This is a genomic window from Achromobacter spanius (genome assembly GCF_002966795.1).
GTDB lineage: Bacteria > Pseudomonadota > Gammaproteobacteria > Burkholderiales > Burkholderiaceae_B > Achromobacter > Achromobacter spanius_D.
In genome coordinates this window covers 4861817-4888763 of the sequence record NZ_CP023270.1, presented here as the reverse complement: position 1 = coordinate 4888763, position 26947 = coordinate 4861817, and the positions used below count along the sequence as shown (strand labels likewise).

Annotated in this window: 22 protein-coding genes; 7 read left to right on the top strand and 15 right to left on the bottom strand. The window is 67.0% G+C overall.

Annotation, left to right across the window (positions count from 1 at the left end):
* Nucleotides 1–43 precede the first annotated feature (43 nt).
* Nucleotides 44–982, top strand: a complete 939-nt coding sequence (locus CLM73_RS22185) for a GlxA family transcriptional regulator (protein WP_105241662.1) — start codon at nucleotides 44–46, stop codon at nucleotides 980–982.
* Nucleotides 983–1108: 126 nt separating this feature from the next.
* A complete protein-coding gene (locus tag CLM73_RS22180; protein ID WP_105240262.1) occupies nucleotides 1109–2353 on the top strand; it encodes an arsenic transporter in 1245 nt (414 codons plus the stop codon).
* Between the two features lie 69 nt (nucleotides 2354–2422).
* Here CLM73_RS22180 and CLM73_RS22175 read toward each other — a convergent pair whose 3' ends face one another.
* The 10 genes from CLM73_RS22175 to CLM73_RS22130 all read right to left on the bottom strand — a co-directional run bounded on the left by CLM73_RS22175 (nucleotide 2423) and on the right by CLM73_RS22130 (nucleotide 15948).
* Entirely contained in the window at nucleotides 2423–4897 is a 2475-nt protein-coding gene (locus CLM73_RS22175) for a TonB-dependent siderophore receptor (RefSeq protein WP_105240261.1), read from the bottom strand.
* A gap of 170 nt (nucleotides 4898–5067) precedes the next feature.
* A complete protein-coding gene (locus CLM73_RS22170; protein WP_105240260.1) occupies nucleotides 5068–6051 on the bottom strand; it encodes a FecR domain-containing protein in 984 nt (327 codons plus the stop codon).
* Entirely contained in the window at nucleotides 6048–6560 is a 513-nt protein-coding gene (locus CLM73_RS22165) for a sigma-70 family RNA polymerase sigma factor (RefSeq protein ID WP_105240259.1), read from the bottom strand. The genes CLM73_RS22170 and CLM73_RS22165 overlap by 4 nt, the downstream gene beginning before the upstream one ends.
* A 180-nt stretch (nucleotides 6561–6740) precedes the next feature.
* Nucleotides 6741–7865, bottom strand: a complete 1125-nt coding sequence (locus CLM73_RS22160; RefSeq protein WP_105240258.1) for a methyltransferase — start codon at nucleotides 7863–7865, stop codon at nucleotides 6741–6743.
* 138 nt (nucleotides 7866–8003) lie between these two features.
* The gene (locus tag CLM73_RS22155; protein ID WP_105240257.1) at nucleotides 8004–9671 is read right to left on the bottom strand and encodes an OFA family MFS transporter; all 1668 of its coding nucleotides are present in this window, start codon (nucleotides 9669–9671) and stop codon (nucleotides 8004–8006) included.
* A gap of 128 nt (nucleotides 9672–9799) precedes the next feature.
* A complete protein-coding gene (locus CLM73_RS22150; RefSeq protein ID WP_105240256.1) occupies nucleotides 9800–10057 on the bottom strand; it encodes a formate dehydrogenase subunit delta in 258 nt (85 codons plus the stop codon).
* Nucleotides 10058–10075: 18 nt separating this feature from the next.
* Complete coding sequence (gene fdhD / locus CLM73_RS22145) at nucleotides 10076–10897, bottom strand: formate dehydrogenase accessory sulfurtransferase FdhD (protein ID WP_105240255.1); 822 nt, start codon at nucleotides 10895–10897, stop codon at nucleotides 10076–10078.
* 26 nt (nucleotides 10898–10923) lie between these two features.
* On the bottom strand, nucleotides 10924–13800 hold the full coding sequence (fdhF, locus tag CLM73_RS22140; RefSeq protein ID WP_105240254.1) for a formate dehydrogenase subunit alpha: 2877 nt from the start codon (nucleotides 13798–13800) through the stop codon (nucleotides 10924–10926).
* Between the two features lie 13 nt (nucleotides 13801–13813).
* Nucleotides 13814–15394 carry a formate dehydrogenase beta subunit gene (locus CLM73_RS22135; protein ID WP_105240253.1) on the bottom strand — a complete coding sequence of 527 codons (1581 nt, stop codon included), beginning with the start codon at nucleotides 15392–15394 and terminating at the stop codon, nucleotides 13814–13816.
* Complete coding sequence (locus CLM73_RS22130; protein WP_056571757.1) at nucleotides 15391–15948, bottom strand: formate dehydrogenase subunit gamma; 558 nt, start codon at nucleotides 15946–15948, stop codon at nucleotides 15391–15393. The genes CLM73_RS22135 and CLM73_RS22130 overlap by 4 nt, the downstream gene beginning before the upstream one ends.
* 158 nt (nucleotides 15949–16106) lie before the next feature.
* Between CLM73_RS22130 and CLM73_RS22125 the strand changes: the two genes are divergently transcribed.
* The 3 genes from CLM73_RS22125 to mobA all read left to right on the top strand — a co-directional run bounded on the left by CLM73_RS22125 (nucleotide 16107) and on the right by mobA (nucleotide 18952).
* Nucleotides 16107–17216, top strand: coding sequence for a substrate-binding domain-containing protein (locus tag CLM73_RS22125; protein ID WP_105240252.1), 1110 nt, complete (start codon nucleotides 16107–16109; stop codon nucleotides 17214–17216).
* Nucleotides 17217–17223: 7 nt separating this feature from the next.
* On the top strand, nucleotides 17224–18324 hold the full coding sequence (gene moaA / locus CLM73_RS22120; protein WP_105241661.1) for a GTP 3',8-cyclase MoaA: 1101 nt from the start codon (nucleotides 17224–17226) through the stop codon (nucleotides 18322–18324).
* A gap of 61 nt (nucleotides 18325–18385) precedes the next feature.
* Nucleotides 18386–18952 carry a molybdenum cofactor guanylyltransferase MobA gene (gene mobA / locus CLM73_RS22115; protein WP_234015922.1) on the top strand — a complete coding sequence of 189 codons (567 nt, stop codon included), beginning with the start codon at nucleotides 18386–18388 and terminating at the stop codon, nucleotides 18950–18952.
* Here the strand turns inward: mobA and glp are convergent.
* Genes glp through moaC form a run of 5 tightly spaced genes read right to left on the bottom strand, consistent with a single transcriptional unit; the run spans nucleotide 18937 to nucleotide 21871 of the window.
* Nucleotides 18937–20142 carry a gephyrin-like molybdotransferase Glp gene (gene glp / locus CLM73_RS22110; RefSeq protein ID WP_105240250.1) on the bottom strand — a complete coding sequence of 402 codons (1206 nt, stop codon included), beginning with the start codon at nucleotides 20140–20142 and terminating at the stop codon, nucleotides 18937–18939. The genes mobA and glp overlap by 16 nt on opposite strands.
* Nucleotides 20143–20145: 3 nt before the next feature.
* Entirely contained in the window at nucleotides 20146–20667 is a 522-nt protein-coding gene (gene moaB / locus CLM73_RS22105; protein WP_105240249.1) for a molybdenum cofactor biosynthesis protein B, read from the bottom strand.
* Nucleotides 20664–21146, bottom strand: coding sequence for a molybdenum cofactor biosynthesis protein MoaE (locus tag CLM73_RS22100; protein ID WP_105240248.1), 483 nt, complete (start codon nucleotides 21144–21146; stop codon nucleotides 20664–20666). Before CLM73_RS22100 ends, moaB begins: the two co-directional genes overlap by 4 nt.
* A 4-nt stretch (nucleotides 21147–21150) precedes the next feature.
* Nucleotides 21151–21402 (bottom strand): MoaD/ThiS family protein, encoded by a 252-nt coding sequence (locus CLM73_RS22095; RefSeq protein WP_105240247.1) that lies wholly within the window; start codon nucleotides 21400–21402, stop codon nucleotides 21151–21153.
* A complete protein-coding gene (gene moaC / locus CLM73_RS22090; RefSeq protein WP_105240246.1) occupies nucleotides 21383–21871 on the bottom strand; it encodes a cyclic pyranopterin monophosphate synthase MoaC in 489 nt (162 codons plus the stop codon). The genes CLM73_RS22095 and moaC overlap by 20 nt, the downstream gene beginning before the upstream one ends.
* Nucleotides 21872–22037: 166 nt before the next feature.
* Between moaC and CLM73_RS22085 the strand changes: the two genes are divergently transcribed.
* Together CLM73_RS22085 and CLM73_RS22080 are read left to right on the top strand one after the other, a co-directional pair.
* Nucleotides 22038–25637: a DUF748 domain-containing protein gene (locus CLM73_RS22085; protein WP_105240245.1), complete on the top strand. Its 3600-nt coding sequence runs from the start codon at nucleotides 22038–22040 to the stop codon at nucleotides 25635–25637.
* 68 nt (nucleotides 25638–25705) lie between these two features.
* Complete coding sequence (locus CLM73_RS22080; protein ID WP_105240244.1) at nucleotides 25706–26587, top strand: dienelactone hydrolase family protein; 882 nt, start codon at nucleotides 25706–25708, stop codon at nucleotides 26585–26587.
* The last annotated feature ends 360 nt before the right edge of the window (nucleotides 26588–26947 follow it).

The window sequence follows — 26947 nt, the reverse complement described above, 5'->3', positions numbered from 1 at the left end:
CTTGAATAGCCTATATCCGTCATTTACAGACACAGGTTTGAACATGCGCCAGATCGGCCTCATTCTCGAAGACGGTTTCCAGGTCATGGGACTTGCCGCGCTCGCGGCCTTCGAGTTCGCGAACATCGCGCTGGACCGCGACGGATACCGCGTCACCATCCTGTCGGAAGGCGGGGGCCTCATCCGGTCCACTATGAACGCCGGCATCGAGACGGTCGCCCTGGGTGTCATGCCCGACACCCTGATCGTGGCGGGCGAACTGTTGCCGGGGCCGATCTCGCCCGGTCTTGCCCGCTACGTGGCGCGCGCCGCCACCGAAGCGCGCCGCGTGGCGGGTGTCTGCACGGGGGCGTTCGTCCTTGCGCAGGCGGGCCTGTTGAACGGCCGCACCGCCACCACGCACTGGGCGCACGCGCGCAGCCTGCAGGAACGCTTTCCCGAGGTGCGCGTCGACCCCGACCGCATCTTCGTGCGCGACGGCAACATCTGGACGTCCGCCGGCATGTCGGCCGCCATTGACCTGGCCCTTGCCTTGATCGAAGACGATCACGGCGCGGCGCTGGCCCGCGACGTTGCTCGGCGGCTGGTGGTCTATCACCGGCGGCCGGGCGGCCAATCGCAGTTTTCCGCCTTGCTGGAACTGGAACCGCGCTCTGACCGGATACAGCGGGCGCTGGTCTACGCCAAGGAACATCTGCGCAACCCGTTGACGGTGGAGGAGCTGGCCGAAGCGGCCCGCCTGTCGCCACGTCAGTTCAGCCGGGTCTTCCGCGAAGAGACGGGGCGTTCGCCCGCCAAGGTGGTCGAACTGCTTCGGCTGGAAGCGGCCCGCGCAATGCTCGAAGAAGGGCGGCATTCGCTGGATGTCGTGGCGCGCGATACCGGCTTTGCGGACCGCAATCGCATGCGGCGGGCGTTCCTGCGCGCGTATGGCCAGCCGCCGAGCGAAGTCAGGCGCGGGGCGCAACTGGCCGGCGCATAGTGCGGCATTGCGCCGCTGAAGCTGACAGGGCATTGAACGTTGGCCGCTGTAGGGCAATGGCCTTGCCGGCCTGATCGTGCAGTATGCGGGTTACAGTGCAGCGTTTCTTGATCTCCTCCTGAAAGCATGTCGCTATCCAATGCCGTGATCTGGTTGATTGCCGCCGCGACCACCATGGCCATCCTCTTTCGTCCGTGGCGGTTGCCGGAATACGTGTGGGCCACGGCGGGCGCCGTCGCGCTGGTGGCGCTGGGATTGCTGCCTGCCGCGCAGGCCGGCAGGGCCATTCTCGAAGGCGCCGACGTCTATCTGTTCCTGATCGGCATGATGCTGGTGGCCGAGGTCGCCCGGCAGGCGGGCCTGTTCGACTGGGTGGCGGTGGCGGCGGCCGATCACGCGGCCGGGTCGGCGCGGCGGCTCTTCGATCTGGTGTTCCTGGTGGGCACCGCGGTCACGGTGCTGTTGTCCAACGACGCCACGGCAGTCGTGCTGACGCCCGCCGTCTATGCGGTGGCGCGCGTGGTCGGCGCGCCGCCGTTGCCGTATCTGTACGTCTGCGCCTTCATCGCCAACGCGGCCAGCTTCGTCCTGCCGATCTCCAATCCCGCCAACCTGGTGGTGTTCGGGGACCGCATGCCCGCGCTGGGGCCGTGGCTGGCGCACTTTGCGCTGCCTTCCGTCTTGGCCATCGGCTCCACGTACGTCACGTTGCGGCTGGTGTTTCGCGATGATCTGCGGCAGCCGCTAAAAGCATCGCCGCCGCTGCCGCCGATGACGTGGCCGCTGCGCATGGCCGCGCTGGGCGTGGCCATTACCGCGGGGACGCTGCTCATCACGTCGGCGCTCGGCCATCGTCTGGGCCTGCCCACGCTGATCGCCGGCTGCGTGTCGGCGGCGCTGGTGCTGGCGGTGACGCGGTCGGGGCCGCTGCGCCTCATCAAGGGCGTCGCGTGGGGCGTGCTGCCCCTGGTGGCCGGGTTGTTCGTGCTGGTCGAAGGCATGGCCGCCAGCGGCGTGCTGCAGGACCTGGCGGACCTGATGCGGGGCCTGTCCGCCGGCGCCGCGCTGTGGGCCGGCGGCGTGGGCGCCGCGCTGTCAGGCAACGTCATCAACAATCTGCCGGCCGGGTTGATGGCGGGCACGCTGGCGCGTATGGCCGACCTGTCCAGCACGGCCAACGCCGCGCTGCTGATCGGCATCGACCTGGGACCCAATCTGTCGGTAAGCGGCTCGCTCGCCACCTTGCTGTGGCTGCTGGCCGTGCGCCGCGAAGGCATGCACATCAGCGCGCTGAGCTTTTTGCGGTTGGGCATCGTGGTGATGCCCCCGGCGCTGATCCTGGCGCTGGGCGCGCTGCACGTCTTCAGTTGACGCTGAATGTTCTTGAATTGACGCGGCGCGCGGGCCCGGTGATGGCCCGCGCGCCCGTCCCGTCCGGCGTCAGAACGTGCCGCGGACCGTCAGCGTGGCGTTGCGCGGATCGCCATAGAAGCTGCCCCAGCCCGGCGCGCCAATCGTCTGGTAGTAGGTCTTGTCGAAGATGTTGTTCACGTTCAACGCCGCCGACCAGTTCTTGTTGATCTGATACGCGACGCGCGCATTCCACACGGCGTAAGACCCTTGCGAGACGCGCACGGAGCGCGTTTCCGTGTAGCTGCCCGTCTGGTAGTTCACGCCGCCGCCCAGCGACCATGCCGACAGCTCACCGGGCAGCCGGTAGTCGGACCACAGGCGCAGGATGTGCTTGGGCGTGACGGTGCGGGCGAAGTTGGTGTTGGTGACCGAGGTGTCGTCCAGGAACTTCAGCGTGTTGAACGTGTAGCCCGCAAACAGTTGCCAGCCCGGCGCTACTTCGCCGCTGATCTCGGCGTCCAGGCCCTGGCTGCGCACCTTGCCGCTCGCCAGGTAGCAGATGTCGCCGGTGGAGCACACGCTGCTCAGATCCTCTTGCGCGCGGTTCTTCTGATCGACGCGGAAGAGCGCAATGGACGTGTTCAGGCGCCCATCCATCAGCTCGCCCTTCAGGCCGATCTCGTAGTTCTTGCCCACGATGGGATCGAGCACCTTGCCCGATGCGTCCACCGCGTTCTGCGGTTCGAAGATCTGCGCGTAGCTGACGTAGCCGGACCACTGCGGATTGAACGCGTAGATCAGGCCGCCATAGGGCGTGACGACGCCGTTGTCCTTGTAGGGATCGACGTACTGCTCGCCGCTGTCGCGATAGCGGCTGGTGTTCTCGTACCAGCTCACGCGCGCGCCGGCCACCAGCGTCAGCGGGTCGGCCAGGCTGAAGCGGCCGACGCCGTACACGCCGGTCTGCTTCATCTTCACGACGGTCGCGGCGCTGCGGTAGGCGTTTTCGCGCATCCAGTCATCGGTGGGCTCCGGCACATGGTGGTCCGGGTTCCATACGTTCACGGCGCGGTTCAGGCGGTTCAGCGCGAAATCGTTCTTGCTGGTCAGTTCGTTGATGCTGGCGCCAAAGCTCACCGAATGCTTGCGGCCCAGCGCCTCGAAGGCGCCGTCCACGTCCAGGTTCAGCGCCTTGTTGTGCGTGGACATGTCGAACAGGCCCGCGTACAGCATGGGCCCCAGGCCCGTCACGGGATTCACGGCGCCTTCGGTGAAGGCGTACTTCGAATCGTTGGATTCCTGGGTGGACGTGCCGGTCAGCTTGAGCGACCAGTCCTTGTTGAAGCGATGCGCCAGCTCGGCAAAGACGGTGGTCTGCTTGCCGTTCCAGTAGTTCCAGTTCTGGCCCAGCGACGTCGACCGCTTCAGGCCGATGTCGTCGCCGTTGCTGTAATGCGGCAGGCCATGGAAGAAGGGCGTGGAGCGCAGTTCCTCGTAGCTGACGCCGCCGGTCAGGGTGGTGTCCGGTGTGAAGTCATAGCTCAGCACGCCGTACAGCACGCCAGTGCGGCTTTTCGCGCTGTCGTAGAAGTACTCGCGGTCGTTGTAGCTGGCCACGCCGCGGGCGCGCAGCGTGCCGGCTTCGTTCAGCGGCGCGCTGGCGTCGATGTCGGCGCGATAGTTGTTCCACGAGCCGCCGCTGGCCAGCATCTGCACCTGGGTGTCGGCAAGCGGGCGCTTGCGCACCAGGTTGACGGCCGCGCTGGGCGAGCCGGCGCCCTGCATCAGGCCGGTGGCGCCGCGGATGATTTCCACGCGGTCCAGCGTCACGGTGTTGGTCGTGAAGCTGTCGGCCTGGGGATAGTAGAAGGCGCGGTTCACGCCGTCGAACTGGTAGCTGTCCACGCGGAAGCCGCGCGAATACACGTAGCTGCCGCCCATCGGGCTCTTGTAGAGCGTCATGCCGGTGCTGTTGGCCAGCACGTCGTCCAGCGTGTTGGCGTTCTGATCGTCCATGCGCTGGCGGGTCACGACGGTGACCGACTGGGGTATTTCCTTCAGCGTCTGGCGGCCTTTGCCGATGGTGACGACGCGGCTCGTGTAGCTGCCGGTGCCCTCGGTGACGGGGTCGTCGGTCAGACCGGTCACGGTCACCGGCGCCAGCGTGGACACGCCCGGCGTGTCCTGCGGGAGGCGCCGCAGGTGGTAGCCCTCGCCGTTGGCATTGGCGACCGCCTGCAGGCCGGTACCGGCCAGCAGCCGGGCCAGTCCTTGCTCGGCTGTGTAGCGGCCCGACAGACCTTGCGTCCTTACGCCGCGCGTCAGGGATGGCGAGGCGGCCACGGTGACCTTGGCGGCGACGCCGAACTGGCCCAGCGCCACGTCCAGGCTGGTGGGTGCGATGGCGAAGGCGACTTCGCCGGCGGATGCGGCCTGGGCCCACGACGCGGCGGGCACGGCGAGCGAGGCGGCGGCCGTCAGCGCAAGGTGGACGGCAAGGCGCAAGCGCAGGCGTGGGGACGATGACAAGGCTAGGGGGGAAAGAGAATGGCGTCGTGCCATGACTGGGGGTTTCCTGATTCGTCGATTGAAAAGCGTGGCCTCGGGCGCCTCGAGGCCTTCTCTCTGTCTTACGAATCAGAAATGGAAATCTGCGGGGCTGTTACAAAATAGTCGGATGCGCGGCCGGGGGGCGGCGTGACCCGGTGCCGGATTGGCGTGAATCAGTGCCTTCAAGCCCGGCCCACGCTGACCCAGTACCGCGTGCGATAGCGCAGCGTCAGGTCCAGCACGCTTGCAAGCACCTCCAGCGCCTTGTCGGTGTCGTCGATGCGGAACGCGCCGGTGACCTCGCGATGCGCCACGTCGGCATCGCAGCGCACGATGCCGGGGCGGTAGCGACCCAGCTCTGCCACGAAGCGGTCCAGCCGCATGCGGTTCGCGACCAGCATGCTTTCGGTCCAGGCCGGCGCCGTTCCGTCTACCGCGGACACGGGCGACAGGGTGCGGCGGTCGAACTCGGCCTGCTCGCCGGCATGCACCACCCGGCGCGCCTGGGCTTGTGCGTCCGGCTCCACCTGCACGGCGCCTTCGAATACCGCGACGTGCGTGGCGCCCCGGCTGTCGTCCATCTGGCGCACGGAAAAGCGGGTGCCGAGCGGTGTCAGCAGACCGTTTGGCGTTCTCACGCCGAACGGCCGGCCCGCGTCGTCGGTGCCCGTGGCGATCAGGATCTCGCCGCTGCGCAGTTCGATGCGGCGCTGTTGCGCGTCATAGCGCATCGCCACGGCCGAATCGGTGTTCATGGTCAGCACGGTGCCGTCGGGCAGGTGCACGACGCGCTGCTCACCCGTCGCGGTGCGATAGACCGTGCTGCCGTCCCATAGCCCTTCGCGCGCGCCCATCCAGCCCAGCGCGCCCAGGCCAATGCCGGCCGCCATCCATTTAAGGGCGCCCCGGCGCGAGCGTTGGTCGCAGTACCGCAGGATGGTCTGTCCCGCCGCGGCGTTCGATACGTTGGCGGTGGTGGCAGCTTTGAGGTCCTGACTGATGCCCTGCAGGCGCTGCCAGGCCAGTTCGTGGCGCGCGTCAGCCTGGCGCCATTGCGTACAGGCGGCCTGCGTGGCGGCGTCCGGCGCGTCGCCGGCGCGCATCATCCACTGCGCCGCCTGCCTGATGATGTCGGGATGCACCCGCTCTGTGTGCGCGGCGCTCATGCGTACAGCACCGCGTAGCAGTGCTCCCACGCCTTGATCATGTCGCGCTGCACGGCCGCCACCGAAATGCCCAGCTCGCGCGCCACGTCCAGATAGGGCAGGCCTTCCACCTGCGCCAGCACGAAAACCCGCCGCACGCGCGCCGGCAACTGCTCCATCATGCGGCACACGGCATCCAGCGCCTCGACCACCAGCGCATGCGTCTCGGGGCTGGGCGCCACGTCTTCCGTGCGTGCGGCAAGCGTCTCAAGATAGGCTTGTTCGATGGCGCGGCGGCGCGACTGGTCGATCAAAAGGCGCTTGGCGACCGTGGTCAGAAAGCCACGCGGCTCGGCAAACGCCGCGCGCGATTCGCTGCGCATGACCCGCTCGAAGGTGTCGTGCGCCAGATCGGCGGCATTCTCGGCATTGCCGGCAAGCCGGCGGCGCAGCATCTGCACGAGCCAGCCGTGGTGCTCGCGGTACAGACTGACGAATTCGGCGGAGGACGCAAAAGGGGCGGGCGGCACGGGTCTGCTGATCAGATGCTAATGGGAATGATTGCTAATTGTAGCCAATCAGCGGCGCGTGGCTATTCCTTTTCGCGCACACCGGTTTCCTGATGCCCCGAAGCCGAAGTCGCGGCCATCCCTGCAAAAGGCTGCAAGCGGCGCCCGCCCGGCGCCGCTTGCTGCTCAACCTGTAGCGGTTCAGGCTCCGGCTGCGCCCAATCTCCACAGCGACGTCATTTCCTTCGACCGCGCCGCATACAACGGATCCGACGCGTCTCGCGCCTTGCCATGCACCGGCCGCGTATCCAGCTTTTCGATCACGCGCAGTCCGGCGGCCTCGATCATCTCCAGCAACTGCTCGCGCGTGCGCAAGCCCAGGTGCTCGGCCAGATCCGACAGGATCAACCATCCTTCGCCGTTCGGCGTCAGATGATCCTTCAATCCATTCAGAAACCCGCGCAGCATGCGGCTGTCCGGGTCGTACACGGCATGTTCCAGCGGCGAGCTGGGCCGCGCGGGCAGCCAGGGCGGGTTGCAGACGATCAGCGACACGCGGCCTTCGGGGAACAGATCCGTCTGTTCGACTTCGACCTGTCCAGACAATCCCAGACGTTCCAGGTTCTCGCGCGTGCAGGCGATTGCGCGGGGATCCGTGTCGGTGGCGATGACGCGCTTGCCGCCGCGGCGGGCGATGACCGCTGCGAGCACGCCGGTGCCCGTGCCGATATCAAAGGCCACGCTGCCGCGCGGCATCGGGGTGTTGGCGATCAGGTCCACATATTCGCCGCGCACCGGCGAAAACACGCCGTAATGCGGGTGGATGCGGTTGTTCAGGGCGGCAATCTCCACGCCCTTTCTGCGCCATTCGTAGGCGCCGATCAGGCCCAGCAGTTCGCGCAGCGACGCGACGTAGGGCGTATCGCCCGGCACGTTCGCGGCTTCGCAGGCCAGATGCGCGTCGGGCGCGCGGCGCAGGGGGATGGTGTGACCGGCGTCAAAGGGAATCAGCAGCATGCCCAGGATGCGGGCGCGCTGCGACTGCACCTGACGATGTTGGTTGAAGGCCTCAAGCTGGGTCTCGACCGGTTTGCGCGGACGCTTGTCGACGCGGCGCGTGATGGCCTGCAACAGTTGGCGCGCGTTCTGGAAATCGCCGCGCCACAGCAGGCCGACGCCTTCGCAGGCATGGCGGTAGGCCATGTCGGCGGTCAGCGTGTCGTCGGCGACGATGACGCGCTTGGGCGGCGTGGCGCCGGTTTCCGAGTGCCAGCGGGCCGAGCGGGCGACGCCGTTTTCTTCCCATTGCAGTTCAGGCGCGTTCAAGATGTCGCTCCGGTGGGGAAAAGGGGGAAGGGCAGGATCATGAGAGAGGCACATAAAAGATAAGGGCGCGGGCTGCCAATGTAGCAGCTTCGCGCCCAGGGACTGGCGCGGCGCTTGCGGCGCCGCGGCATGACGGGGTCAGTGGAACAGAACGACGGCCTTTTGCAGCGTGATCCAGATGCCCCAGGCCAGCGGGATGCCGACGCAGGCCCACGCAAAGGCGATCAGTGCGGGCGGCGTGCGGAAGCTGGACCGGCCCACGCCGTGGGTTTCGGAGGCGACGGCGCGCTCGTGCGCCAGCGCCTTTTCCTTGGCCAGTTCCTCGTCGGTCATGAAGTACTTGGCGTTGACCGGGCGGATGGCCAGGTTGCACAGGAATCCCACGACCAGCATGCCCGCCAGGATGTACATAGTGATGTCATATACCTGGGCGCGCGGTACGCCGATGGACAGCTGGTACTCGCGGATGTAGTTGACGAGAACCGGGCCGAAGATGCCTGCCGCCGACCACGCGGTCAGCAGCCGGCCGTGGATGGCGCCCACCATCTGGGTGCCGAACAGGTCGGCCAGGTAGGCCGGCACGGTGGCAAAGCCGCCGCCGTACATCGACAGGATGACGCAGAAGGCGGCCACGAAGAGCGCCAGGGCGCCGATGTGGGCGGTCCAGGGAATGGCGGCGTACAGGAAGAAGCCCAGCACGAAGAAGACGAAGTACGTCATCTTGCGGCCCAGCTTGTCCGACAGGCTGGCCCAGAAGAAGCGGCCGCCAATGTTGAAGAGGCTGAGCAGACCGGTGAAGCCGGCGGCAATGGCGGCGATGGCCGCGAGCTGGTCCTTGTCGAGCTGGCCGAAACCCAGTTCAGGCTTGTCGATCAGTCCGCCGCCGAACACCTCCTGCAGCAGCGGCGACGCCATCCCGAGGATGCCGATGCCTGCCGTGACGTTCAGGCACAGCGCCCACCAGACCAGCCAGAACTGCGGCACGCCCCAGACGCGCTTCACGTGGACGTGGCGCTGCGTGATCATCACGTTGTTGACCTGTTTGGCGGGCGGCGTCCAGCCGGCGGGCTTCCAGCCGGTGGGCGGCACGCGGTAGCCCAGGGCGCCCGACATCATGAAGATGAAGTACACCAGCGCCATGGTCAGGAACGTCTGCCAGACGCCCGGCGACGTCGGCGTGGCGAAGTGGCGCATCAGCAGGTCGGCCAGCGGCGCGCCGATCATGGCGCCGCCGCCAAAGCCCATGATGGCCATGCCGGTCGCCATGCCGCGGCGGTCCGGGAACCACTTGATCAGCGTGCTCACCGGCGAGATGTACCCCAACCCCAGCCCGATGCCCCCGATCACGCCCGAGCCCAGCCACAGCATCCACATCTGATGCAGGTAGATGCCGATGGCCGAAATGACCAGGCCGCCGCACCAGCACAGGGCCGACACGACACCGGCCTTGCGCGGGCCGGCGCGTTCCAGCCAGCCGCCCCACAGCGCGGCCGAGCACCCCAGCAGCACGAAGAACAGGGTGTACATCCACCCCATGGTCGAGATCTTCCAGTCACAGCTCGTGGTGAAGAGCTCGGCCGCGAGGCTCATGTCGGGCGGGCAAGCCAGCGGTTTGGCGCCGCCGACCACCTTGGACAACGGCAGCCAGAACACGGAAAAGCCATAGGCCATGCCGATGCACAGGTGGATGGCCAGGGCGGCCGGAGGCACCAGCCAGCGCGAGAAGCCCGGCCCCGCGATGGTGCGTTCTTTGTCGAAAAAGCCCGGCCTTGAGCCGGGTAGGTCCAGGGTGGCGCTACTTTCCATGATGTCTCCTCAGGGGTGCGGCTTTATAGCGTGCGTAGCCCGGAAAAGCCCGGTGACGCCGCCTCTTTTATGGATCTGTTGCTGTCCTGCCACTTCGGGGTGGGCCGTCATGAGGCGGCCCGGGTGCGCTATGCGACGCGCGCAAGCGGGGTGAGACGCTCGCGATGTTGGGTGACCGCCTGCAGCACCAGCGGATGCAGTTGTTCCTCGCCGGCATCCCCGTCGGGGCTGCGGGCCAGGAAGTCCAGCAATTCGTTGCGCATGCGCGGTTCCCAGAATTTCTGGATGTGATTGGTGACGCCTTCCAGCGCTTCGGGCCGGTCCGGCATGGCGTCGAAGAACTGGCCGATGCGGTTGGCCATGCGGATCAGGTTGACGATTTCCATTGCTGTCTGGCGTCCGGTTCAGGTGAGGATGCGTTCGGGGTGGGTGTAGATGGCGGCGTCGCCATCGCGCGTGAAGCCCAGCAGCGTGACGTTGGCGTCGGTGGCCAGCCGGATGGCCAGCGCAGTGGGGGCGGAAACCGAGGCCAGCACGGCGACGCCGGCGGCTGCGGTTTTCTGCACCATCTCGAAGCTGGCGCGGCTGGACACCACGACGATGCCATCGCTGCCGTTGACCGCCTGGCGCGCCAGGGCGCCCGCCAGCTTGTCCAGCGCGTTGTGGCGGCCCACGTCTTCGCGGACCAAAGCCACGCCGCCATCGGCGCCCGTCCAGCCGGCGGCGTGCGTGGCGCCGGTGATGTCGTGCAGCGTCTGGCGCGCGCGCATGTCGCGCATGGCGGCCAGCACGGCCTCGATGCGGACCGGCGCGCCATTGGTTACCGGCGCCACCGGCCGCAGCACTTCGGGCAGGGTTTCCACGCCGCACAGGCCGCAGCCGGTGCGTCCGGCCATGGCGCGGCGGCGCGTCTTCAGCTGCATTTCACAGGCGGACGAGATCTCAAGCTGCACGACGATGCCGCCGCATTGCGGCAGCAGGTCGATGCCGCGCACGTCGCTGACGCTGCCGATGATGCCTTCGGACAGCGAGAACCCCACGGCAAAGTCTTCCAGGTCCGCCGGCGTGGCCAGCATGGTGGCGTGGCTGATGCCGTTGTATTCCAGCGCCACCGGGGTTTCCTCGGCCACGTAGTCGGTCTCGGCGTCGGGGGCGATGACCCCCGAGCGCACGCGGATGACCTGGGTCGGCGTGCAGTCGGGGCGGGCGGTGGTCGGCGTAGGCATGGGATCCCTGGCGTGCTGGCTGTCGGTTACTTCCCGGTCAGCGCCGCCTCGGTCTCGCGCGAGCGTTCGCGCAGGAGCTTTTGCTGGATATCCGCAAATCGCGACCATTGCCGCTGCCATTCCGAAGGCTGCGACACGCGCGTCAGCTGCACGGCCGTGACCTTGTACTCGGGGCAGTTGGTCGCCCAGTCGGAGCTGTCGGTGGTGACGACGTTGGCGCCGGACTCGGGAAAGTGGAACGTGGTGTATACCACGCCCGGCTGCACGCGGTCGGTCAGCGTGGCGCGCAGCACCGTTTCACCGGCGCGGCTCTGGATGCCGACCCAGTCGCCCTCGGCCACGCCCCGATCCTCGGCGTCCTGCGGATGGATTTCCAGCACGTCCTCGCCATGCCACATCACGTTGGGTGTGCGGCGGGTCTGCGCGCCCACGTTGTATTGCGACAGGATGCGGCCCGTGGTCAGCAGCAACGGGAAGCGGCGCGTGCTGCGTTCATCGGTGGGCACGTACTTGGTGATCATGAAGCGGCCCTTGCCGCGCACGAACTGGTCGATGTGCATGATGGGCGTGCCATCCGGCGCGTCGTCGTTGCACGGCCATTGCAGGCTGCCCAGCTTGTCGAGCTTGTCGTACGTGACGCTGGCGAACGTGGGCGTAAGCCGCGCGATCTCTTCCATGATCTCGCGCGGGTGCTTGTAGTTCATGGGGTAGCCCAGCGCATTGGACAGCGCCACCGTCACTTCCCAATCGGATTTTCCGTTTTTGGGCTCCATGACTTTGCGCACGCGCGAGATGCGGCGCTCGGCGTTGGTGAAGGTGCCGTCCTTTTCCAGGAACGAGGAACCCGGCAGGAAGACGTGGGCGTACTTGGCGGTTTCGTTCAGGAACAGGTCCTGCACCACGATGCACTCCATCGCCGCCAGCGATGCCGCCACGTGCTGGGTGTTGGGATCGGACTGCACGATGTCCTCGCCCTGGCAGTACAGGCCCTTGAACGACCCGCCCAGCGCGGCCTCGAACATGTTGGGGATGCGCAGGCCGGGCTCGGGCTGCAGCGTGACGCCCCAGTCCTTTTCGAATTGCGCACGCACGGTGTTGTCGGAGATGTGGCGGTAGCCCGGCAGTTCGTGCGGGAACGAGCCCATGTCGCACGAGCCCTGCACGTTGTTCTGGCCGCGCAACGGATTGACGCCCACGCCTTCGCGGCCGATGTTGCCGGTGGCCATCGCCAGGTTGGCAATCGCCATGACGGTGGTCGAGCCCTGGCTGTGCTCGGTGACGCCCAGGCCGTAATAGATGGAGCCGTTGCCGCCGGTGGCAAACAGGCGCGCCGCGCCGCGCACGGCCTGCGCCGGCACGCCGGTGATCTCTTCCATGGCTTCCGGCGAGTTCTCGGGCAGCGAGACGAAGTCGCGCCATTCCCGGAATGCCTTTTCCTCGCAGCGCTCGGCGACGAAGTCCTCGGCGATCAGGCCTTCGGTGGCGATGACGTGGGCCAGCGAAGACAGCAGCGCGGTGTTGGTGCCGGGCCGCACCTGCAGGTGGAAGTCGGCCTTGATGTGCGGCGAGCTGACCAGTTCGATGCGGCGCGGGTCGATGACGATCAGCCGCGCGCCTTCGCGCAGCCGGCGTTTCAGGCGCGAGGCGAACACCGGGTGGCCGCTGCTCGGGTTGGCGCCCATGACGATGACCACGTCGGTGTGCATGACGGAGTCAAAGGTCTGCGTGCCGGCCGATTCACCCAGCGTCTGCTTCAGGCCGTAGCCGGTAGGTGAATGGCAGACGCGCGCGCAGGTGTCGACGTTATTGGTGCCGAAGGCGGCGCGCACCAGCTTTTGCACCAGCCAGGTTTCTTCGTTGGTGCAGCGCGAGGACGTGATGCCGCCCACTGCGTCGCGCCCGTACTGGCTCTGGATGCGGCGGAATTCCGAGGCCGCGTAGTTGATGGCCTCGTCCCAGGACACTTCCTTCCAGGAATCCGTGATGTGCTTGCGGATCATGGGCTTGAGCACGCGTTCCTTGTGCGTGGTGTAGCCCCAGGCAAACCGCCCCTTCACGCAGGAATGGCCGCGGTTGGCCTGGCCGTCCTTCCAGGGGACCATGCGCACGACTTCCTGGCCCTTCATCTCGGCCTTGAAGCCGCAGCCCACGCCGCAGTAGGCGCAGGTGGTCACGACCGAGTGCTCGGCCTGGCCCATCATGATGACGGTCTTTTCCTGCAGGGTGGATGTGGGGCAGGCCTGCACGCAGGCGCCGCAGGACACGCATTCGCTATCGAGGAAGGGCTGGTCCTGCCCGGCCGACACGTGCGAATCGAATCCCTTGCCGGAGATCGTCAGTGCGAACGTGCCTTGCGTTTCTTCGCAGGCGCGCACGCAGCGGTTGCAAACGATGCACTTGGACGCGTCGAAGGTGAAGTACGGGTTGGACTCGTCTTTTTCGGCCTTGAGGTGGTTGGCGCCCTCGTAGCCGTAGCGCACGTTGCGCAGGCCCACGACGCCCGCCATGTCCTGCAGTTCGCAGTCGCCGTTGGCCGGACAGGTCAGGCAGTCGAGCGGATGGTCCGAAATGTACAGCTCCATCACGCCGCGCCGCAGGTCGTGCAGCTTGGGGGTTTCGGTAAAGACCACCATGCCGTTCTCGGCCGGCGTCGTACAGGACGCCGGATAGCCGCGGCGGCCTTCGATCTGCACCAGGCACAGGCGGCACGATCCGAATGGTTCAAGGCTGTCGGTGGCGCAGAGCTTGGGGATGTTGATGCCGGCGTCCGCGGCCGCGCGCATGAGCGACGTGCCTTCGGGGACGGTGATCTCCTGGCCGTCGATGGTCAGGGTGACGGTCTTTTCGGACACGCGCGCTGGCGTGCCCATGTCGCGATCGCGCTTGATGACGGTTTCTAGCATGGCGGTCTCGGGTTCAGGCCACGTGGGCGGCAGACTGGGAGGACTCGATGCCGAAGTCCTGCGGAAAATGGTTCAGCGCGGACAGCACCGGGTAGGGCGCCATGCCCCCCAGCGCGCACAGCGAACCGCCAAGCATCGTGTCGCACAGGTCGCGCAGCAGATGCACCTGCTGCTCGCGCTGGTCGCGGCTTTGACCGCCAGCGGCGATCTTGTCGATGGTTTCCATGCCGCGCGTGGACCCAATGCGGCAGGGCGTGCACTTGCCACAGGACTCGATGGCGCAGAACTCCATGGCGTAGCGCGCCATGCGCGCCATGTCCACGGTGTCGTCGAAGGCGACAAGGCCGCCATGGCCGATCATGGCCGATATCTGGATGTAGGCCTCGTAGTCCAGCGGCACGTCCCATTGCGATTCGGGCAGATAGGCGCCCAGCGGGCCACCCACCTGAACCGCGCGCAGCGGCCTGCCGGACGCGCTGCCGCCGCCGAATTCATACAGCAGATCGCGCAGGCTCAAACCAAAGGCCTTTTCCACCAGCCCGCCTTGCTTGAGGTTGCCGGCCAGTTGGAACGGCAGCGTGCCGTGCGAACGGCCTACGCCATAGTCGCGGTAGTACGCCGCGCCCTTGGCCAGAATGATCGGCACGGTGGCCAGCGAAATCACGTTGTTGATGACGGTGGGCTTGCCGAACAGGCCCGAGATGGCGGGTAGCGGCGGCTTGGCGCGGACCACGCCGCGCTTGCCCTCCAGGCTTTCCAGCAACGAGGTTTCTTCGCCGCAGATGTAGGCCCCGGCGCCCTTGCGCACTTCCAGGTCGAAACGGCGGCCGCTGCCGTGCACGTCGTCGCCCAGCCAGCCGACGCTGCGGGCGCGTTCGATGGCGGCTTCAAGCGTGGCGATGGCGTGCGGGTATTCGGACCGGACGTAGATGTAGCCGTAGGTCGCGCCGACCGCCAGGCCCGCGATCGTCATGCCTTCGATCAGGACGTAAGGGTCGCCTTCCATCAGCAGGCGGTCGGCAAAGGTGCCGGAGTCGCCTTCGTCGGCGTTGCAGACGATGTACTTGGTGTCGCCGGGCGTGCCCGCCACGGTCTTCCATTTGATGCCGGTGGGAAACGCCGCGCCGCCGCGGCCGCGCAGGCCGGATTCCACCATTTCGTCGACGATCTGCGCGGGCGCCATGGCCAGCGCTCGCTTTAAGCCCTGCAGCCCGCCATGTGCGGCGTAGTCCTGCAAGGACAGCGGATCGATCACGCCGACGCGGGCGAACGTCAGGCGCTCTTGATGCTTGAGGTAGGGGATTTCCTCGGTCAGGCCCAGGCGCAGCGCATGGTCGCCGCCCGTCAGCCAGCCGGCGTCGAACAGCGACGCCACGTCTTCCGGCTGCACCGGACCGTAGGCGATGCGGCCTTGCGGCGTGGCGATTTCGACCAGGGGTTCCAGCCACAGCAGGCCGCGCGAGCCGTTGCGCACCACCTGCACGGACAGGCCGCGCTGGTCGGCCGTGCGTTCGATGTCGCGGGCCACGGTGTCGGCGTCCATGGCCAGCGCCGCGGCGTCGCGCGGCACGTAGATGACGACGGGGGCGCTCATGGCGTGTCCTCCAGCGTGCGGGCCAGCAGGCGGTCCAGTTTGGCTTCTGTGACGCGGGCGTGCGGCTGGCCGTCGATCATGACGGCGGGCGACTGCGCGCACAGGCCCAGGCAATACACCGGCTCCAGCGTGAAGTTGCCGTCTGGCGTGCTGCCGTGGAAATCACAGCCCAGCGCAGTGCGCGCGTGGGCGGCCAGACGTTCGCCGCCCATGGACTGACAGGCCTCGGCCCGGCAGACCTCGAGCGTGTGGCGCGCGGCCGGCTCGGTGCGGAAATGGGGGTAGAACGTGATGACGCCGTGGACTTCGGCGCGGGAGAGGTTCAGGGCCTCGGCGATGGTTTGCACCGCCTCGGCCGGAATACAGCCCAGTTCGTGCTGGACCGCGTGCAGCACCGGGAGCAGCGGGCCGGGCTGGTCTTGCAGCCGGGCAAGGATGCGGGCCGTGGCCGCGATGGCCGGGGTGGTGGATGCCTGGGCGGCGTCCAGGGCCAGCTTGCCGCCCCGGGCCCCACCGCTGGATGCCAGATCGGATTTTGCCTCGCGCAGGTGCACGTCGGTCTCCTCCTGTGTTGCATGACCCCGTCAACGGGGGCTTATGTGCCGGCTGGATCACGGTCAATTAATATGTTTAAAAAAACATATAAATCACGCATCCGCCGCGTTATTTGTGTACTCTAACGAGGTACTTGAACGCCTTCAATAAGAAATAAATGACATATAAGTTCCGAATCGGCCTGCGGCCGCAATGGACATTGGGCGGAGACGACGAGGCATCCCCCGTGCCGTTGCAGGACATGCTTGCGCTGCTGGCGGCCATCGACGCCACCGGCAACATCTCGGGCGCCTGCCGCGCCTGTGGTCTGTCGTACCGTCACGCCTGGGGCGTGTTGCGGCGCTTCGAGTCCATCTTCGGCACGCAGCTGCTCATCACCAACCGCCGCCAGGGCACACAGCTATCGCCCTTCGCGCAACGCCTGCTGTGGGCCAACCGCCGCATCGAGGCGCGGCTGATGCCCACGCTGGACAGCATGGCGTCCGAACTGCAGGAAGAGCTGGAACGCCTGCTGCCCGAAAGCGGCCCGCACCTGCGTCTGCACGCCAGTCACGGGTTTGCGGTGGAATCGCTGATGCAGCACATGAGCGGCCGCACGCCGGGGCTGGAACTGCGGTATCGCACGGCGATCGAGGCGCTGGCGTCGCTGGAACGGCACGAATGCGACCTGGCCGGTTTTCAGGTGCCGCTGGGCGATTTTGAATCGCCCATCATGGAACGCTACGCGCAATGGCTGCATGCGGACGACTACATGCTGATCCACCTGGCCGTGCGCAATACGGGCCTCTTCGTCACCGCCGGCAATCCCAAGCAGATCCGCGGCATGGCGGACCTGGCGCGCCGCGACGTGCGCTTTGTGAACCGGCAGATCGGTTCCAGCACGAGATATCTGGTCGGCCTGATGTTGCAGCGCGCCGGCGTGTCGATCGGCGAAGTGCAGGGCTACGAGACCAACGAATTCACCCACATGGCGATCGCCGCCCACATTGCCAGCGGCATGGCCGACACGGGCGTGGGCGTGGAGACCGCGGCGTGCCGCTTCGGACTGGACTTCATTCCGCTCGTGCGCGAGCGCTATTTCTTCGCCATCCGCAAGGCGTCTTTGGACACGCCGGCCATGCAGGATTTGCTGTCCATCATGCGCGGTCCGGACTATGTCGGTTACGTGGGGCAGCTCGTCGGCTACGACGCCCGCGATACCGGCCGGCTGCAGACTTTGGAAGAGGCTTTTCCCCGTGAACGCGCGCCGCGATCCGCCGGGATATGATGTGCCAATGAGCAAAGTGATTTTCCTTGCCGATCACCGCGGCGCGCCGCTTTCCGTGGCGCCCGGGGAACTGCCGCCGCCCGGGCAGCCCGCGCTGGACCAGCGCGCGCGTCCGCTGCGCGATTTGCGCATTTCCGTCACCGACCGCTGCAACTTCCGGTGCACGTACTGCATGCCGCGCGAGGTCTTCGACAGCAGCTACAGTTTCATGCCGCATTCGGCGCTGCTGTCCTTCGAGGAAATCAGCCGGCTGGCCGGCATCTTCACGCAGTTGGGCGTCGAAAAGATTCGCCTGACCGGCGGCGAGCCGCTGCTGCGCAAGCACATCGAAAACCTGGTCGGCATGCTGGCCGACCTGCGCACGCCGCAGGGCCGGCCGCTGGACCTGACGCTCACCACCAACGGCAGCGTGCTTGCGCGCAAGGCCGCCGCGCTGAAAAGCGCCGGGCTCACGCGCGTGACGGTCAGCCTGGATGCGCTGGATGCGGCCATGTTCCAGGGCATGAGCGACAGCGGCTTCACGCCGGACGACGTGCTGCGCGGCATCGATGCCGCGGCGGACGCGGGTCTTGCGCCCGTCAAGGTCAACATGGTGGTGCGCAAGGGGCTGAACGACGGGCAGATCCTGCCGATGGCCGAGCGCTTCCGCCACAGCGGCCACATCCTGCGTTTCATCGAATACATGGACGTGGGCAACAGCAACGGCTGGAACCTCGACGAAGTCGTGCCGTCGCGTGAAGTGCTGGACCGCATCGGCGCCGTGCATCCGCTGGAACCTGTGGAATCCGTGGAAATGGGCCGCGTGGCCGAACGCTGGCGCTATGTGGACGGCGGCGGCGAGATCGGCGTCATCTCCAGCGTCACGCACGCGTTCTGCGGCGGCTGTACGCGGGCGCGCCTGTCGCCCGAAGGCAAGCTCTATATGTGCCTCTTCGCCCACGAAGGCCACGACCTGCGCGCCCCGTTGCGCGACGGCGCGTCGGACGAAGAACTGGCGCGCATCCTGGCGGGCATCTGGTCCGCGCGCGGCGACAACTATTCCGAACTGCGTGGCCGCAACATGGCGGATCCGTCGCGCAAGATCGAGATGAGCTACATCGGTGGTTGAATCTTCATTGGCACGCGTCGACGTCGCCGGGCTGATCCTGGCCGGCGGCCTGGGTTCCCGCATGAACGGGCAGGACAAAGGGCTGGTCGTCCTGCGCGGCGAGCCGATGGTGGCGCATGTGGCACGTTGCCTGGCCCCGCAGGTTGGACGCCTGATCATCAGCGCGAACCGGCATGCACCTGTGTATGCGCAGTACGGCGAGGTTGTTGCGGACGGCGCGCCTGAACTGGGTGAATGGCAAGGCCCATTGGTGGGCATCGCGGCGGCGTTGTCGGCGGTGTCTGTGCAAGGCGCCGCCACGCCGCAATGGCTGACCGTCACCCCCTGCGACACCCCGTTCGTGCCTGCCGACCTGGCAGTCCGCCTGATCGGTGCGGCGCGTGCGGCCAGTGCGCCGATGGCCTACGCCGTCGCTCAAGGCCAGCGGCATTCCGCCTGTATGGCGCTGCACACGGCATTGCTACCTGAATTGCTGGCCTACCTGCGCGGCGGCGACCGCAAGGTCGGGCTGTGGCAGGCAAGGGCGGGCGCGGTCGAAGCGAACTTCGACGACGCGCCGCCGCATGCCTTCATGAACGTCAACACGCCAGAAGATCTGGCGCTGGCCGAACGCTACGCCAGCCAGTGACGCAGGTCGTAGTACGAAACTGCGTCGCGGTCCTGCACCAGCACATCCGCCGGCAGACGCGCCAAGCCGGTGGACCACGGCAATGAGCTGATCACGCCCGACCCCTGATGGCCGTACGGCACGAGCTCGCTGCCGCCTTCGTCCGCCACGCGGCATTGCACACGCAGGAATTCTTCACGAGCATCCTGGCGCGGCTGCGCGGTGCGCAGCGGCAATTGGCTGACCGGCGGGAAGATGTCTTCGCGGCCCTGCATGCGGCGCATCAGCGGCGTTACCAGCGTGGCAAACACGGCATAGGCCGACACTGGGTTGCCGGGCAGGCTGACCACGGGCTTGCCGTCGATCTGCGCCAGCGCCACCGGCTTGCCGGGCTTCATGCGCACCTTCCACAACGACAGCTCGCCGCCCAGCGCGGCAAGCGCGGGCTTGACCAGATCGCGCTCGCCCACCGACACGCCGCCCACGCTCAGGACCAGATCGCAATCGGCCAGCAGGGTCTTGAAGGCGGCCTGCAGGTCGGCCTCGGTGTCGCGCGCGTGCAGCACGTGAACGGGCAGGGCGCTCATGCCGCGCACCATCGCCGCCAGCATCGGGCCGTTCGAGTTGTAGATCTGTTCCGTGGCGCGCGGCTGGCCCGGCAGGACGAGTTCGTCGCCCGTGGTCAGGATGCCGACGCGCAACTGGCCGTAGACGGGCACGGTGGCCATGCCTTGCGAGGCCAGCAGGGCGACGTGCGCGGCCTGCAGCAGGGTGCCTGCCGGCAGCAGCGCGGCGCCGGCCATCGTGTCTTCGCCGCGGCGGCGGATGTGCTGGCCGGGCCGGGGTTCGCGCGAGATCTGCACGTGATTGTCGGCTTCGGTGGTGTCTTCCTGCATGACGACCACGTCGGCGCCCGCCGGAATCACGCTGCCCGTGAAGAGGCGGATGGCGTTGCCGGGCTTCAGGGGCTCGGGCACGTCGCCCGCATAGCAGCGCTGCTGGATGGGCAGGCGGGCCTCGGGACTCCAGTCGGAAAGGCGCAGCGCGTAGCCGTCCATGGCGCTGTTGTCGGCCGGCGGAATGTCCACCGTGGCGTCAAGATGCGTGGCAAGCACGCGGCCGCTGGCATTCGCCAGGTCGACGTGCTCGATACGTTGGAGGGGGGCGCCGGCGTTGGCCAGCAGGGTCTGGGCTTGATCGAAATCCAGCATGGGTCAGGCTTCTTCTTCGCGGTTCTTGAACTGTGAGGCGAAATTGCAGGGGCCGTGGCCGCTGTCGAGCTGCTCGCGCAGGATCTTGGTCCAGGCGGTGTCGCACGCGTTGTTCGAGCCCGGCAGGCAGAAGATCAGCGTCTGGTTGGCCGACCCCGCGAACGCGCGCGACTGGATCGTGGAGCTGCCAATCTCGGTGTAGGAAATCTGGCGGAACAGTTCGCCGAAGCCAGGAATCTCGCGATCCAGCAGCGGCAGGATGGCCTGCGGCGTGTGATCCCGATGCGAGAAACCCGTGCCGCCGGTGGTCAGGATGACCTGCACCTCGGGGTCGGCGATCCAGTCGCTGATGATGCGGCGGATCTGGTAGATGTCGTCGCGCACGATGTCGCGCCGCACGCACTGGTGGCCAGCTTGCGCCAGGCTGTGCGCAAGCAGGTTGCCGGACGTGTCATCGCCCGCGCTGCGGGTGTCGCTGATCGTCAGTACGCCGCAGCCCAACGGGACCGGGATGGCTTCGCTCATGGATTTTCCTTTTTGTCGGCAGTGTCTTCGTCCCAGGCATCCGTGCGGTCCTGGTCGGATTGGCGCTGTTCCACCCAGAAGCTGTCGCCGCCCGCCAGGGTTTCGCGCTTCCAGAAGGGCGCGCGCGTCTTGAGCGCGTCGATGATGTATTCGCAGCCGCGGAAGGCGTCGCCGCGATGGGCGCTGGCCGCCGCCACGAACACGATCTGCGCATTGCGGTGCAGCGCGCCCACGCGGTGCACGATGACCGTGCCGGCCAGATTCCAGCGCGCGCGCGCCGTGGCGGCGATGTCTTCGAGCTCGCGCTCGCACATGCCTGGGTAGTGTTCAAGATAGAGCGTGTCGGTGGGCGTGTCCGGCGCGTAGTCGCGCACATAGCCCACGAAGGTCACGATGCCGCCCACCCCGGGGCCGGCGGATTCCCGCAGCGCGGCGGTGAGCGCCGCGCCGTCGAAGTCGGCTTCCTGGACGCGGATCATGGCGTCAGCCCCCCGTGACCGGTTCGAATACCGCGACTTCGTCGCCGGCGCGGATCGGGGCTGTGGGCTTGGCGTGCGTCTGGTTGATGGCCAGCTTCAGGCGCGTGGCCGGTTCCAGCTGGGGATAGCGTTCGCCCAGCGCGGCCAGCAGCTGCACGCCGGTGGATTCGCCCTGCACGGGCCAGGTTTCGGTGCGCTTGCCGACCAGTTCGGCCACGCGCGCGAAATACAGCAGATTAATCGTTGCGCCATTCACCGCTTTTACCTCCCGCCTTGTACTTAAGGCGAACTTGTTCGATCACGATGCCTTTGTCGGCCGCCTTGCACATGTCGTAGATGGTCAGCGCGGCCACGCTGCACGCCATCATGGCTTCCATTTCGACGCCCGTCTTGTAGCTGGTGCGGCAGGTGGACAGGATGTCGATGCGATGCTCGGCGTCGTCCAGCGAGAACTCCACGCCGACGAAGGACAGCGGCAGGCTGTGGCACAGGGGGATCATGTCGGCGCAGCGCTTGGCGGCCAGAATCGCGGCCACGCGCGCCGTGTTCAGCACCTCTCCCTTGCCCTGGCCCGGCTGGGTCAGGAGGCCGTAGGCCACGGCGTTCATGCGGATGCTGGCGGCGGCGACCGCCACGCGCTCGGTATCCGTCTTGGCGATGACGTCGACCATGCGGACCTGGCCGGCTTCGTCCAGGTGACTCAAGGTGGGGGTGGTCTCGGACATGGAAATCGGGATCAAGAATTGTTAATGAATGAAAAGAGCGGGGCCGGGCAGGCCGGCTGGGTCCGCTGTTCCGCCTATGATAGACGAGCGTTAAAGGGGGCGCGATAATCGCGCCTGCAGTCAGAGGAAGGTTGGATCGCCTTCAATATGTATCAGGAGACTTTCAATGCCCGTGCGGATGCCCAAGCTACGGTTCACCCGACGCGCCGGCAAGATTCTCCTGGGTATTGTGGCGTTCGTGCTGATTCTGTTTGGCGTTGCCGCCTGGCAAGTGCCGAAGGTGCTGCACGGCGTCCTGACCGACGATGTCTCGAAGATGATCGGGCGCGACGTTTCCGTCGGCAAGATCACGTTCAATCCCTTCACGCTGACCGTCCGCGCGCAAGACCTGGCCGTGGCGCAGCCCGGCGCGCAGACGCCGCTGCTGACCTTGGCCGAACTGGATGCCAGCGCATCGTGGACATCGCTGTTCTGGTTCGCGCCGGTGGTCGATCGTCTGACGCTGCGGCAGCCTAACATTGCCATCGTCCGCGAAGACGTCCTGCGCTTCAATTTCTCTGACATAGAACAACGCGTCGCCGAATTGGCCGCCGCCAAGCCCGACGAGCCGCCCAAGCCGGACGAAGGGCTGCCGCGTTTCTCGCTCAACAACATGGTGATCGAGAACGGCACGATCACGCTGGACGACAAGGTCACCGGCCGCAAGCAGGTCGTGGACGAGTTCGCCATCGGCATCCCGTTTATCTCGACCTTCGGCTATGCCACCGACATCGACGTGCAGCCGCGCCTGCACCTGCGCATCAACGGCAGTCCGTTCGACCTGACCGGTGTGGCGCGCCCGTTCGACGTAGTGCCCTCGTCTACGCTACGCGTCGCTTTCGATGGCCTGCAGCTCGAAAAGTGGGCCGACGTCTGGCCCATGCCGCTGCCGTTCAAGGTCGATAGCGCGCTGCTTGATTCGAACCTGCAGGTCGTTTTCGAGCAGCCCAAGGACGCGCCGCCCAAGATCCGCGTCGTCGGCGACCTGGGCTTGCGCCGCCTGGACGTGCGGGATCCGTCCGGCGGCAATCTGGCCGCGTGGAGCGCGTTGACCGTCAGCCGGCTGGAACTGGAGCCCATCGCGCGACAGGTCTACATTGGCGAGGTCGGGCTGTGGGCGCCGCAGATTCACGTGCGGCGTCATGCCAATGAACATCTGAACTGGCAGGATGTTGTCGCCGGGCTGAAGGCGCTGGGCGGGGTGGAGCAGACGGCGACGCCCGTGCGCGATGAAATGCGCAAGGCCAGCGGCTTGAAGCCATTGGCTGCTAGCGGGACGCCGGGCGCGCCCGAGGCGCAGGCTCCGGCTACGCAATCGGCTTCGACGCCAGCCCCCGCCGGACAATCACCCACTGGACAATCACCTGGCGCGCAACTACCCGCTGACCAGACCGCCGCGGCTTCGGCCGCCGCGCCAACCCCCACGCCAACCCCCGCGCCTGCTGAATGGAAGGTCACCCTCGATGCCTTCAACCTGCACGAAGGGGAGGTCTACGTCACCGACGCGGTCAGCAAGCTCGACTACGTGATGACCGGCCTGGCCGCCACCGTCGAAGGCGTGGAACTGCCGCAGCAGCCGGACCGGCCCATCAACCTGTGGCTGACCATGGACAACAGCACCGACGGCGGCTGGCTGCGCGCCAAAGGGCCGCTGGTCATCAAGCCGCTGTCGCTCGACATGAACGTGCGCCTGGGCAACGTCGCGCTGGCGCCGCTGGCGCCGGCCGTTCGCAGCGCCGCGCCCATCACCCTGCTCGATGGCCGGCTGGGCGCCACCGCGCAGCTCCATGTGCGTGAAAAGGGCGGCGCGATCGACGCGTCCGCCACGGCCGTCCAGGCCGACCTGACCCAGTTCAAGGCGCGCGACGAATCGCTCAAGCCCGCGCTGGACGTCGCGATGCAGTCGTTGCGAATCACCGCCGACCGCCTCGCTCTCGGGCCCGGTCCCAGCAATTTCACGGTGGCCGCCGCTGGCGTCCAGGGCGACGGCAAGCTGGATCTCAAAGGCGTCTTCACGCCACAGCCGCTCACGCTCAAGACCGCCGTCGACCTGTCCGGCCTGAACGTCGCCAGCTTCGCGCCGTACTTCGCCTCCAGCCTGAACGCCACGGTCCGCGCGGTCACGCTGGGCGCCAAGGGCAACGCCGAATTCACCGCCGCCGCCGGCAACGCGCCGATGAAGGCCGTCTGGAAGGGCGCCGTCGACGTCACCGACCTGGATCTGCAGGACCGCGTCAACAAGGACGACTTCCTGAACTGGAAGCGCCTGGGTTTCACCGGCATGGACATCTCCGTGGCGGGCGACAAGATCGGCGCCAAACTGGGCGACATCGTCCTCGAAGACTTCTACGGCCGCATCCTGCTCAATGCGCAAGGACGGCTCAACGTCATGGACCTGGTGGCCGCGCCCGGACAGGCCGGCGGTTCCATCACGCAGGACACGCAGACCCCCGGCCGCAGCGCCGATACGCCTGCTGCACCGCCTGCCGCCGCGGCGTCCGCTGCCTCCGGCAAGGGCCGCGGAGCCAGCGCGATGCCCGACATCTCGGTCAACAGCGTCACGCTGACCCGCGGCCGCATGACCTTCACCGACCGCTTCGTCAAACCCAACTACGTCGCCGAACTGTCCAGCATCGAAGGCGACATCACGGCCGTCTCCTCCACCAATCCCCAGCCCGCCAAGGTCAAGGTCACGGGACGGGTGTACACCACCGCGCCGCTCTCCATCAGCGGCGTCGTGCAGCCCTTCGCCCAATACCTCTCCCTGGACCTGAAGGCCTCCGCCAAGGGCGTCGACCTGCCGCGCTTCAACACCTATTCGGCCAAGTACGTCGGCTATCCCATCAAGCGCGGCAAGCTCTCGGTCGACCTGGAATACAAGATCAAGAACCGTGCGTTGCAGGCCTCCAACCACGTCGTGCTCAACCAGCTCACCTTCGGCGACAAGACCAACAGCCCCGACGCCACCAAGCTGCCCGTGCTGCTCGCCGTCGCGCTGCTCAAGGACTCGCGCGGCAACATCGACATCAGGCTGCCCATCGCCGGCTCGCTCGACGACCCCGAGTTCTCGGTCGGCGGCATCGTCGTGCGCGTGCTGATGAATCTGGTGGTCAAGGCCGTGACCTCGCCCTTCAGCCTGCTCGCATCCGCGTTCGGCGGCGGCGAGGAGCTGTCCTATGTCGAATTCGCGCCCGGCAGCGCCGTCCTCACCGACGACACCCTTCAGCGCATCGACACCCTCACCAAGGCGCTCACCGACCGCCCGGCCCTCAAGATGGACATCAGCGGCCGTGCAGACCCCAAGACCGACACCGAAGGCCTGCGCCAGGCCTGGGTCGACGCCAAGATCCGCGCCGCCAAGGCAGCCGACGTCGCGCCGCGCGGCAAGAAGCCCGACCCGAAGGGCGTCACGGTCTCCGGCGCGGAACGTGCCAAGTACCTGGAAGACGTCTACGATGACGCAGACCTCAAGGACAAACCGCGCAACTTCATCGGCATGGCCAAATCCATCCCCGCCGCTGAAATGGAAGCGATGCTGCGCGCGGCGGCTCCGGTCGGCGAGGAGCAACTGCGCCAATTGGCCGATGCCCGCGCGCAGGCGGTTTATGAGAAGTTGCAAGCCCAGGAAGGACTCGCGGATCGCGTGTTCATCGTTGCGCCGCAGCTGGACGCCGATGGCATCAAGGACGAGGGGCAACCCTCACGCGTGGACTTCTCCCTGAAGTGAACTCGGCAGGCCCAGGCAGGAACGCGAGACGCGTCCCGCCGTGCCCGTCTTTTACCAGGAGATTTTCGATGAAAGACCAGGACGACGCGCACTTCGACAGCCTGCTCCCGCCCTTGCGGCTGGACCGCCGAGGCTTTCTCGCCACCACCGCGGCGGCGGGTTTCTCGCTGGCGGCAGGCCCGGTGGCAGCGCAAACCGCCATCACCACGGACGCCAAGGGCCTCGTGGCCGGCAAGATCGAAATCCCCACCTCGGACGGCAAGATCCCGGCCTTCCGCGCCGCGCCGGATGGCAAGAAGAACCTGCCCACGATCATCGTCGTCCAGGAAATCTTTGGCGTGCACGAATACATCCAGGACGTCTGCCGGCGCCTGGCCCATCAGGGTTACCTCGCCATCGCGCCGGAACTTTATGCACGCCAGGGCGATCCGTCCAAATACACCGAAATCCCCAAACTGCAGGCCGAAATCGTCAGCAAGGTCCCGGACAAACAGGTCATCGCCGACCTGGACGCCACCGCCGCCTGGGCCGCCGCCAACGGCGGCAACCCCGACCGTCTGGGCATCCTGGGCTTCTGCTGGGGCGGCCGCCAGGTCTGGCTCTACGCCGCCCACAACCCCAAACTCAAGGCCGGCGCCGCCTGGTACGGCCAGCTGGCGGGCGACCCCACCGAACTCAAACCCAAGTCGGCGCTGGTCATCGTCAACGACCTGAAGGCCCCGGTCCTCGGCGCCTACGGCGGCAAGGACGCCGGCATCTCCCAAGCCGACGTCGACCGCATGCGCGTCGAACTCGCCAAGGGCTCCGCCGCCGCCAAGGCCTCCCGCATCGACATCTACCCCGAAGCGGGCCACGCGTTCCACGCCGACTATCGGCCGTCGTACCGCAAGGCTGAAGCGGAACAGGCGTGGACGCGAATGCTGGATTGGTTCAAGCAGAACGGGTTGTAAAACATCCAAGTCCGCGGGCGAAGACCCCTACATGCGCAGCGGCAACACGCCGACGCAAGACACTGCGTAAGCCCCCGAAGGCCGCCCGCGCGGCCGACCGGGGGCGGGCACCGCGAGATCTTCCATTGCTCACGGAACGCGGCTAGAACCTCAAGAACACGGCCGCCCCAGCGATGTCCAGCATTCGAAACAAGAGCCCGGTGCATCGGCCTTTCGGCGCGCGTGGGGCGTCGATAAGCCCGAGGGAATCTGAAGGCAGTCGCCGAAGGCGACAACGAAGATGACGAAGGGGAAGCCCGGAGCGAAGGCTCCGGGCCGCAATCGTGGACCCACGCGCGCCGAAAGGCCGATGTGCCGGGC

What these genes read in the sequence shown, in the direction of transcription:
- CLM73_RS22185 (WP_105241662.1), top strand. Translation starts at nt 44, where the DNA reads ATGCGCCAGATCGGCCTCATTCTCGAAGACGGTTTCCAGGTCATGGGA.
- CLM73_RS22180 (WP_105240262.1), top strand. Translation starts at nt 1,109, where the DNA reads ATGTCGCTATCCAATGCCGTGATCTGGTTGATTGCCGCCGCGACCACC.
- CLM73_RS22175 (WP_105240261.1), bottom strand. Translation starts at nt 4,897, where the DNA reads ATGGCACGACGCCATTCTCTTTCCCCCCTAGCCTTGTCATCGTCCCCA.
- CLM73_RS22170 (WP_105240260.1), bottom strand. Translation starts at nt 6,051, where the DNA reads ATGAGCGCCGCGCACACAGAGCGGGTGCATCCCGACATCATCAGGCAG.
- CLM73_RS22155 (WP_105240257.1), bottom strand. Translation starts at nt 9,671, where the DNA reads ATGGAAAGTAGCGCCACCCTGGACCTACCCGGCTCAAGGCCGGGCTTT.
- CLM73_RS22150 (WP_105240256.1), bottom strand. Translation starts at nt 10,057, where the DNA reads ATGGAAATCGTCAACCTGATCCGCATGGCCAACCGCATCGGCCAGTTC.
- fdhD (WP_105240255.1), bottom strand. Translation starts at nt 10,897, where the DNA reads ATGCCTACGCCGACCACCGCCCGCCCCGACTGCACGCCGACCCAGGTC.
- fdhF (WP_105240254.1), bottom strand. Translation starts at nt 13,800, where the DNA reads ATGCTAGAAACCGTCATCAAGCGCGATCGCGACATGGGCACGCCAGCG.
- CLM73_RS22135 (WP_105240253.1), bottom strand. Translation starts at nt 15,394, where the DNA reads ATGAGCGCCCCCGTCGTCATCTACGTGCCGCGCGACGCCGCGGCGCTG.
- CLM73_RS22125 (WP_105240252.1), top strand. Translation starts at nt 16,107, where the DNA reads ATGACATATAAGTTCCGAATCGGCCTGCGGCCGCAATGGACATTGGGC.
- moaA (WP_105241661.1), top strand. Translation starts at nt 17,224, where the DNA reads ATGAGCAAAGTGATTTTCCTTGCCGATCACCGCGGCGCGCCGCTTTCC.
- mobA (WP_234015922.1), top strand. Translation starts at nt 18,386, where the DNA reads ATGAACGGGCAGGACAAAGGGCTGGTCGTCCTGCGCGGCGAGCCGATG.
- glp (WP_105240250.1), bottom strand. Translation starts at nt 20,142, where the DNA reads ATGCTGGATTTCGATCAAGCCCAGACCCTGCTGGCCAACGCCGGCGCC.
- moaB (WP_105240249.1), bottom strand. Translation starts at nt 20,667, where the DNA reads ATGAGCGAAGCCATCCCGGTCCCGTTGGGCTGCGGCGTACTGACGATC.
- CLM73_RS22100 (WP_105240248.1), bottom strand. Translation starts at nt 21,146, where the DNA reads ATGATCCGCGTCCAGGAAGCCGACTTCGACGGCGCGGCGCTCACCGCC.
- moaC (WP_105240246.1), bottom strand. Translation starts at nt 21,871, where the DNA reads ATGTCCGAGACCACCCCCACCTTGAGTCACCTGGACGAAGCCGGCCAG.
- CLM73_RS22085 (WP_105240245.1), top strand. Translation starts at nt 22,038, where the DNA reads ATGCCCGTGCGGATGCCCAAGCTACGGTTCACCCGACGCGCCGGCAAG.
- CLM73_RS22080 (WP_105240244.1), top strand. Translation starts at nt 25,706, where the DNA reads ATGAAAGACCAGGACGACGCGCACTTCGACAGCCTGCTCCCGCCCTTG.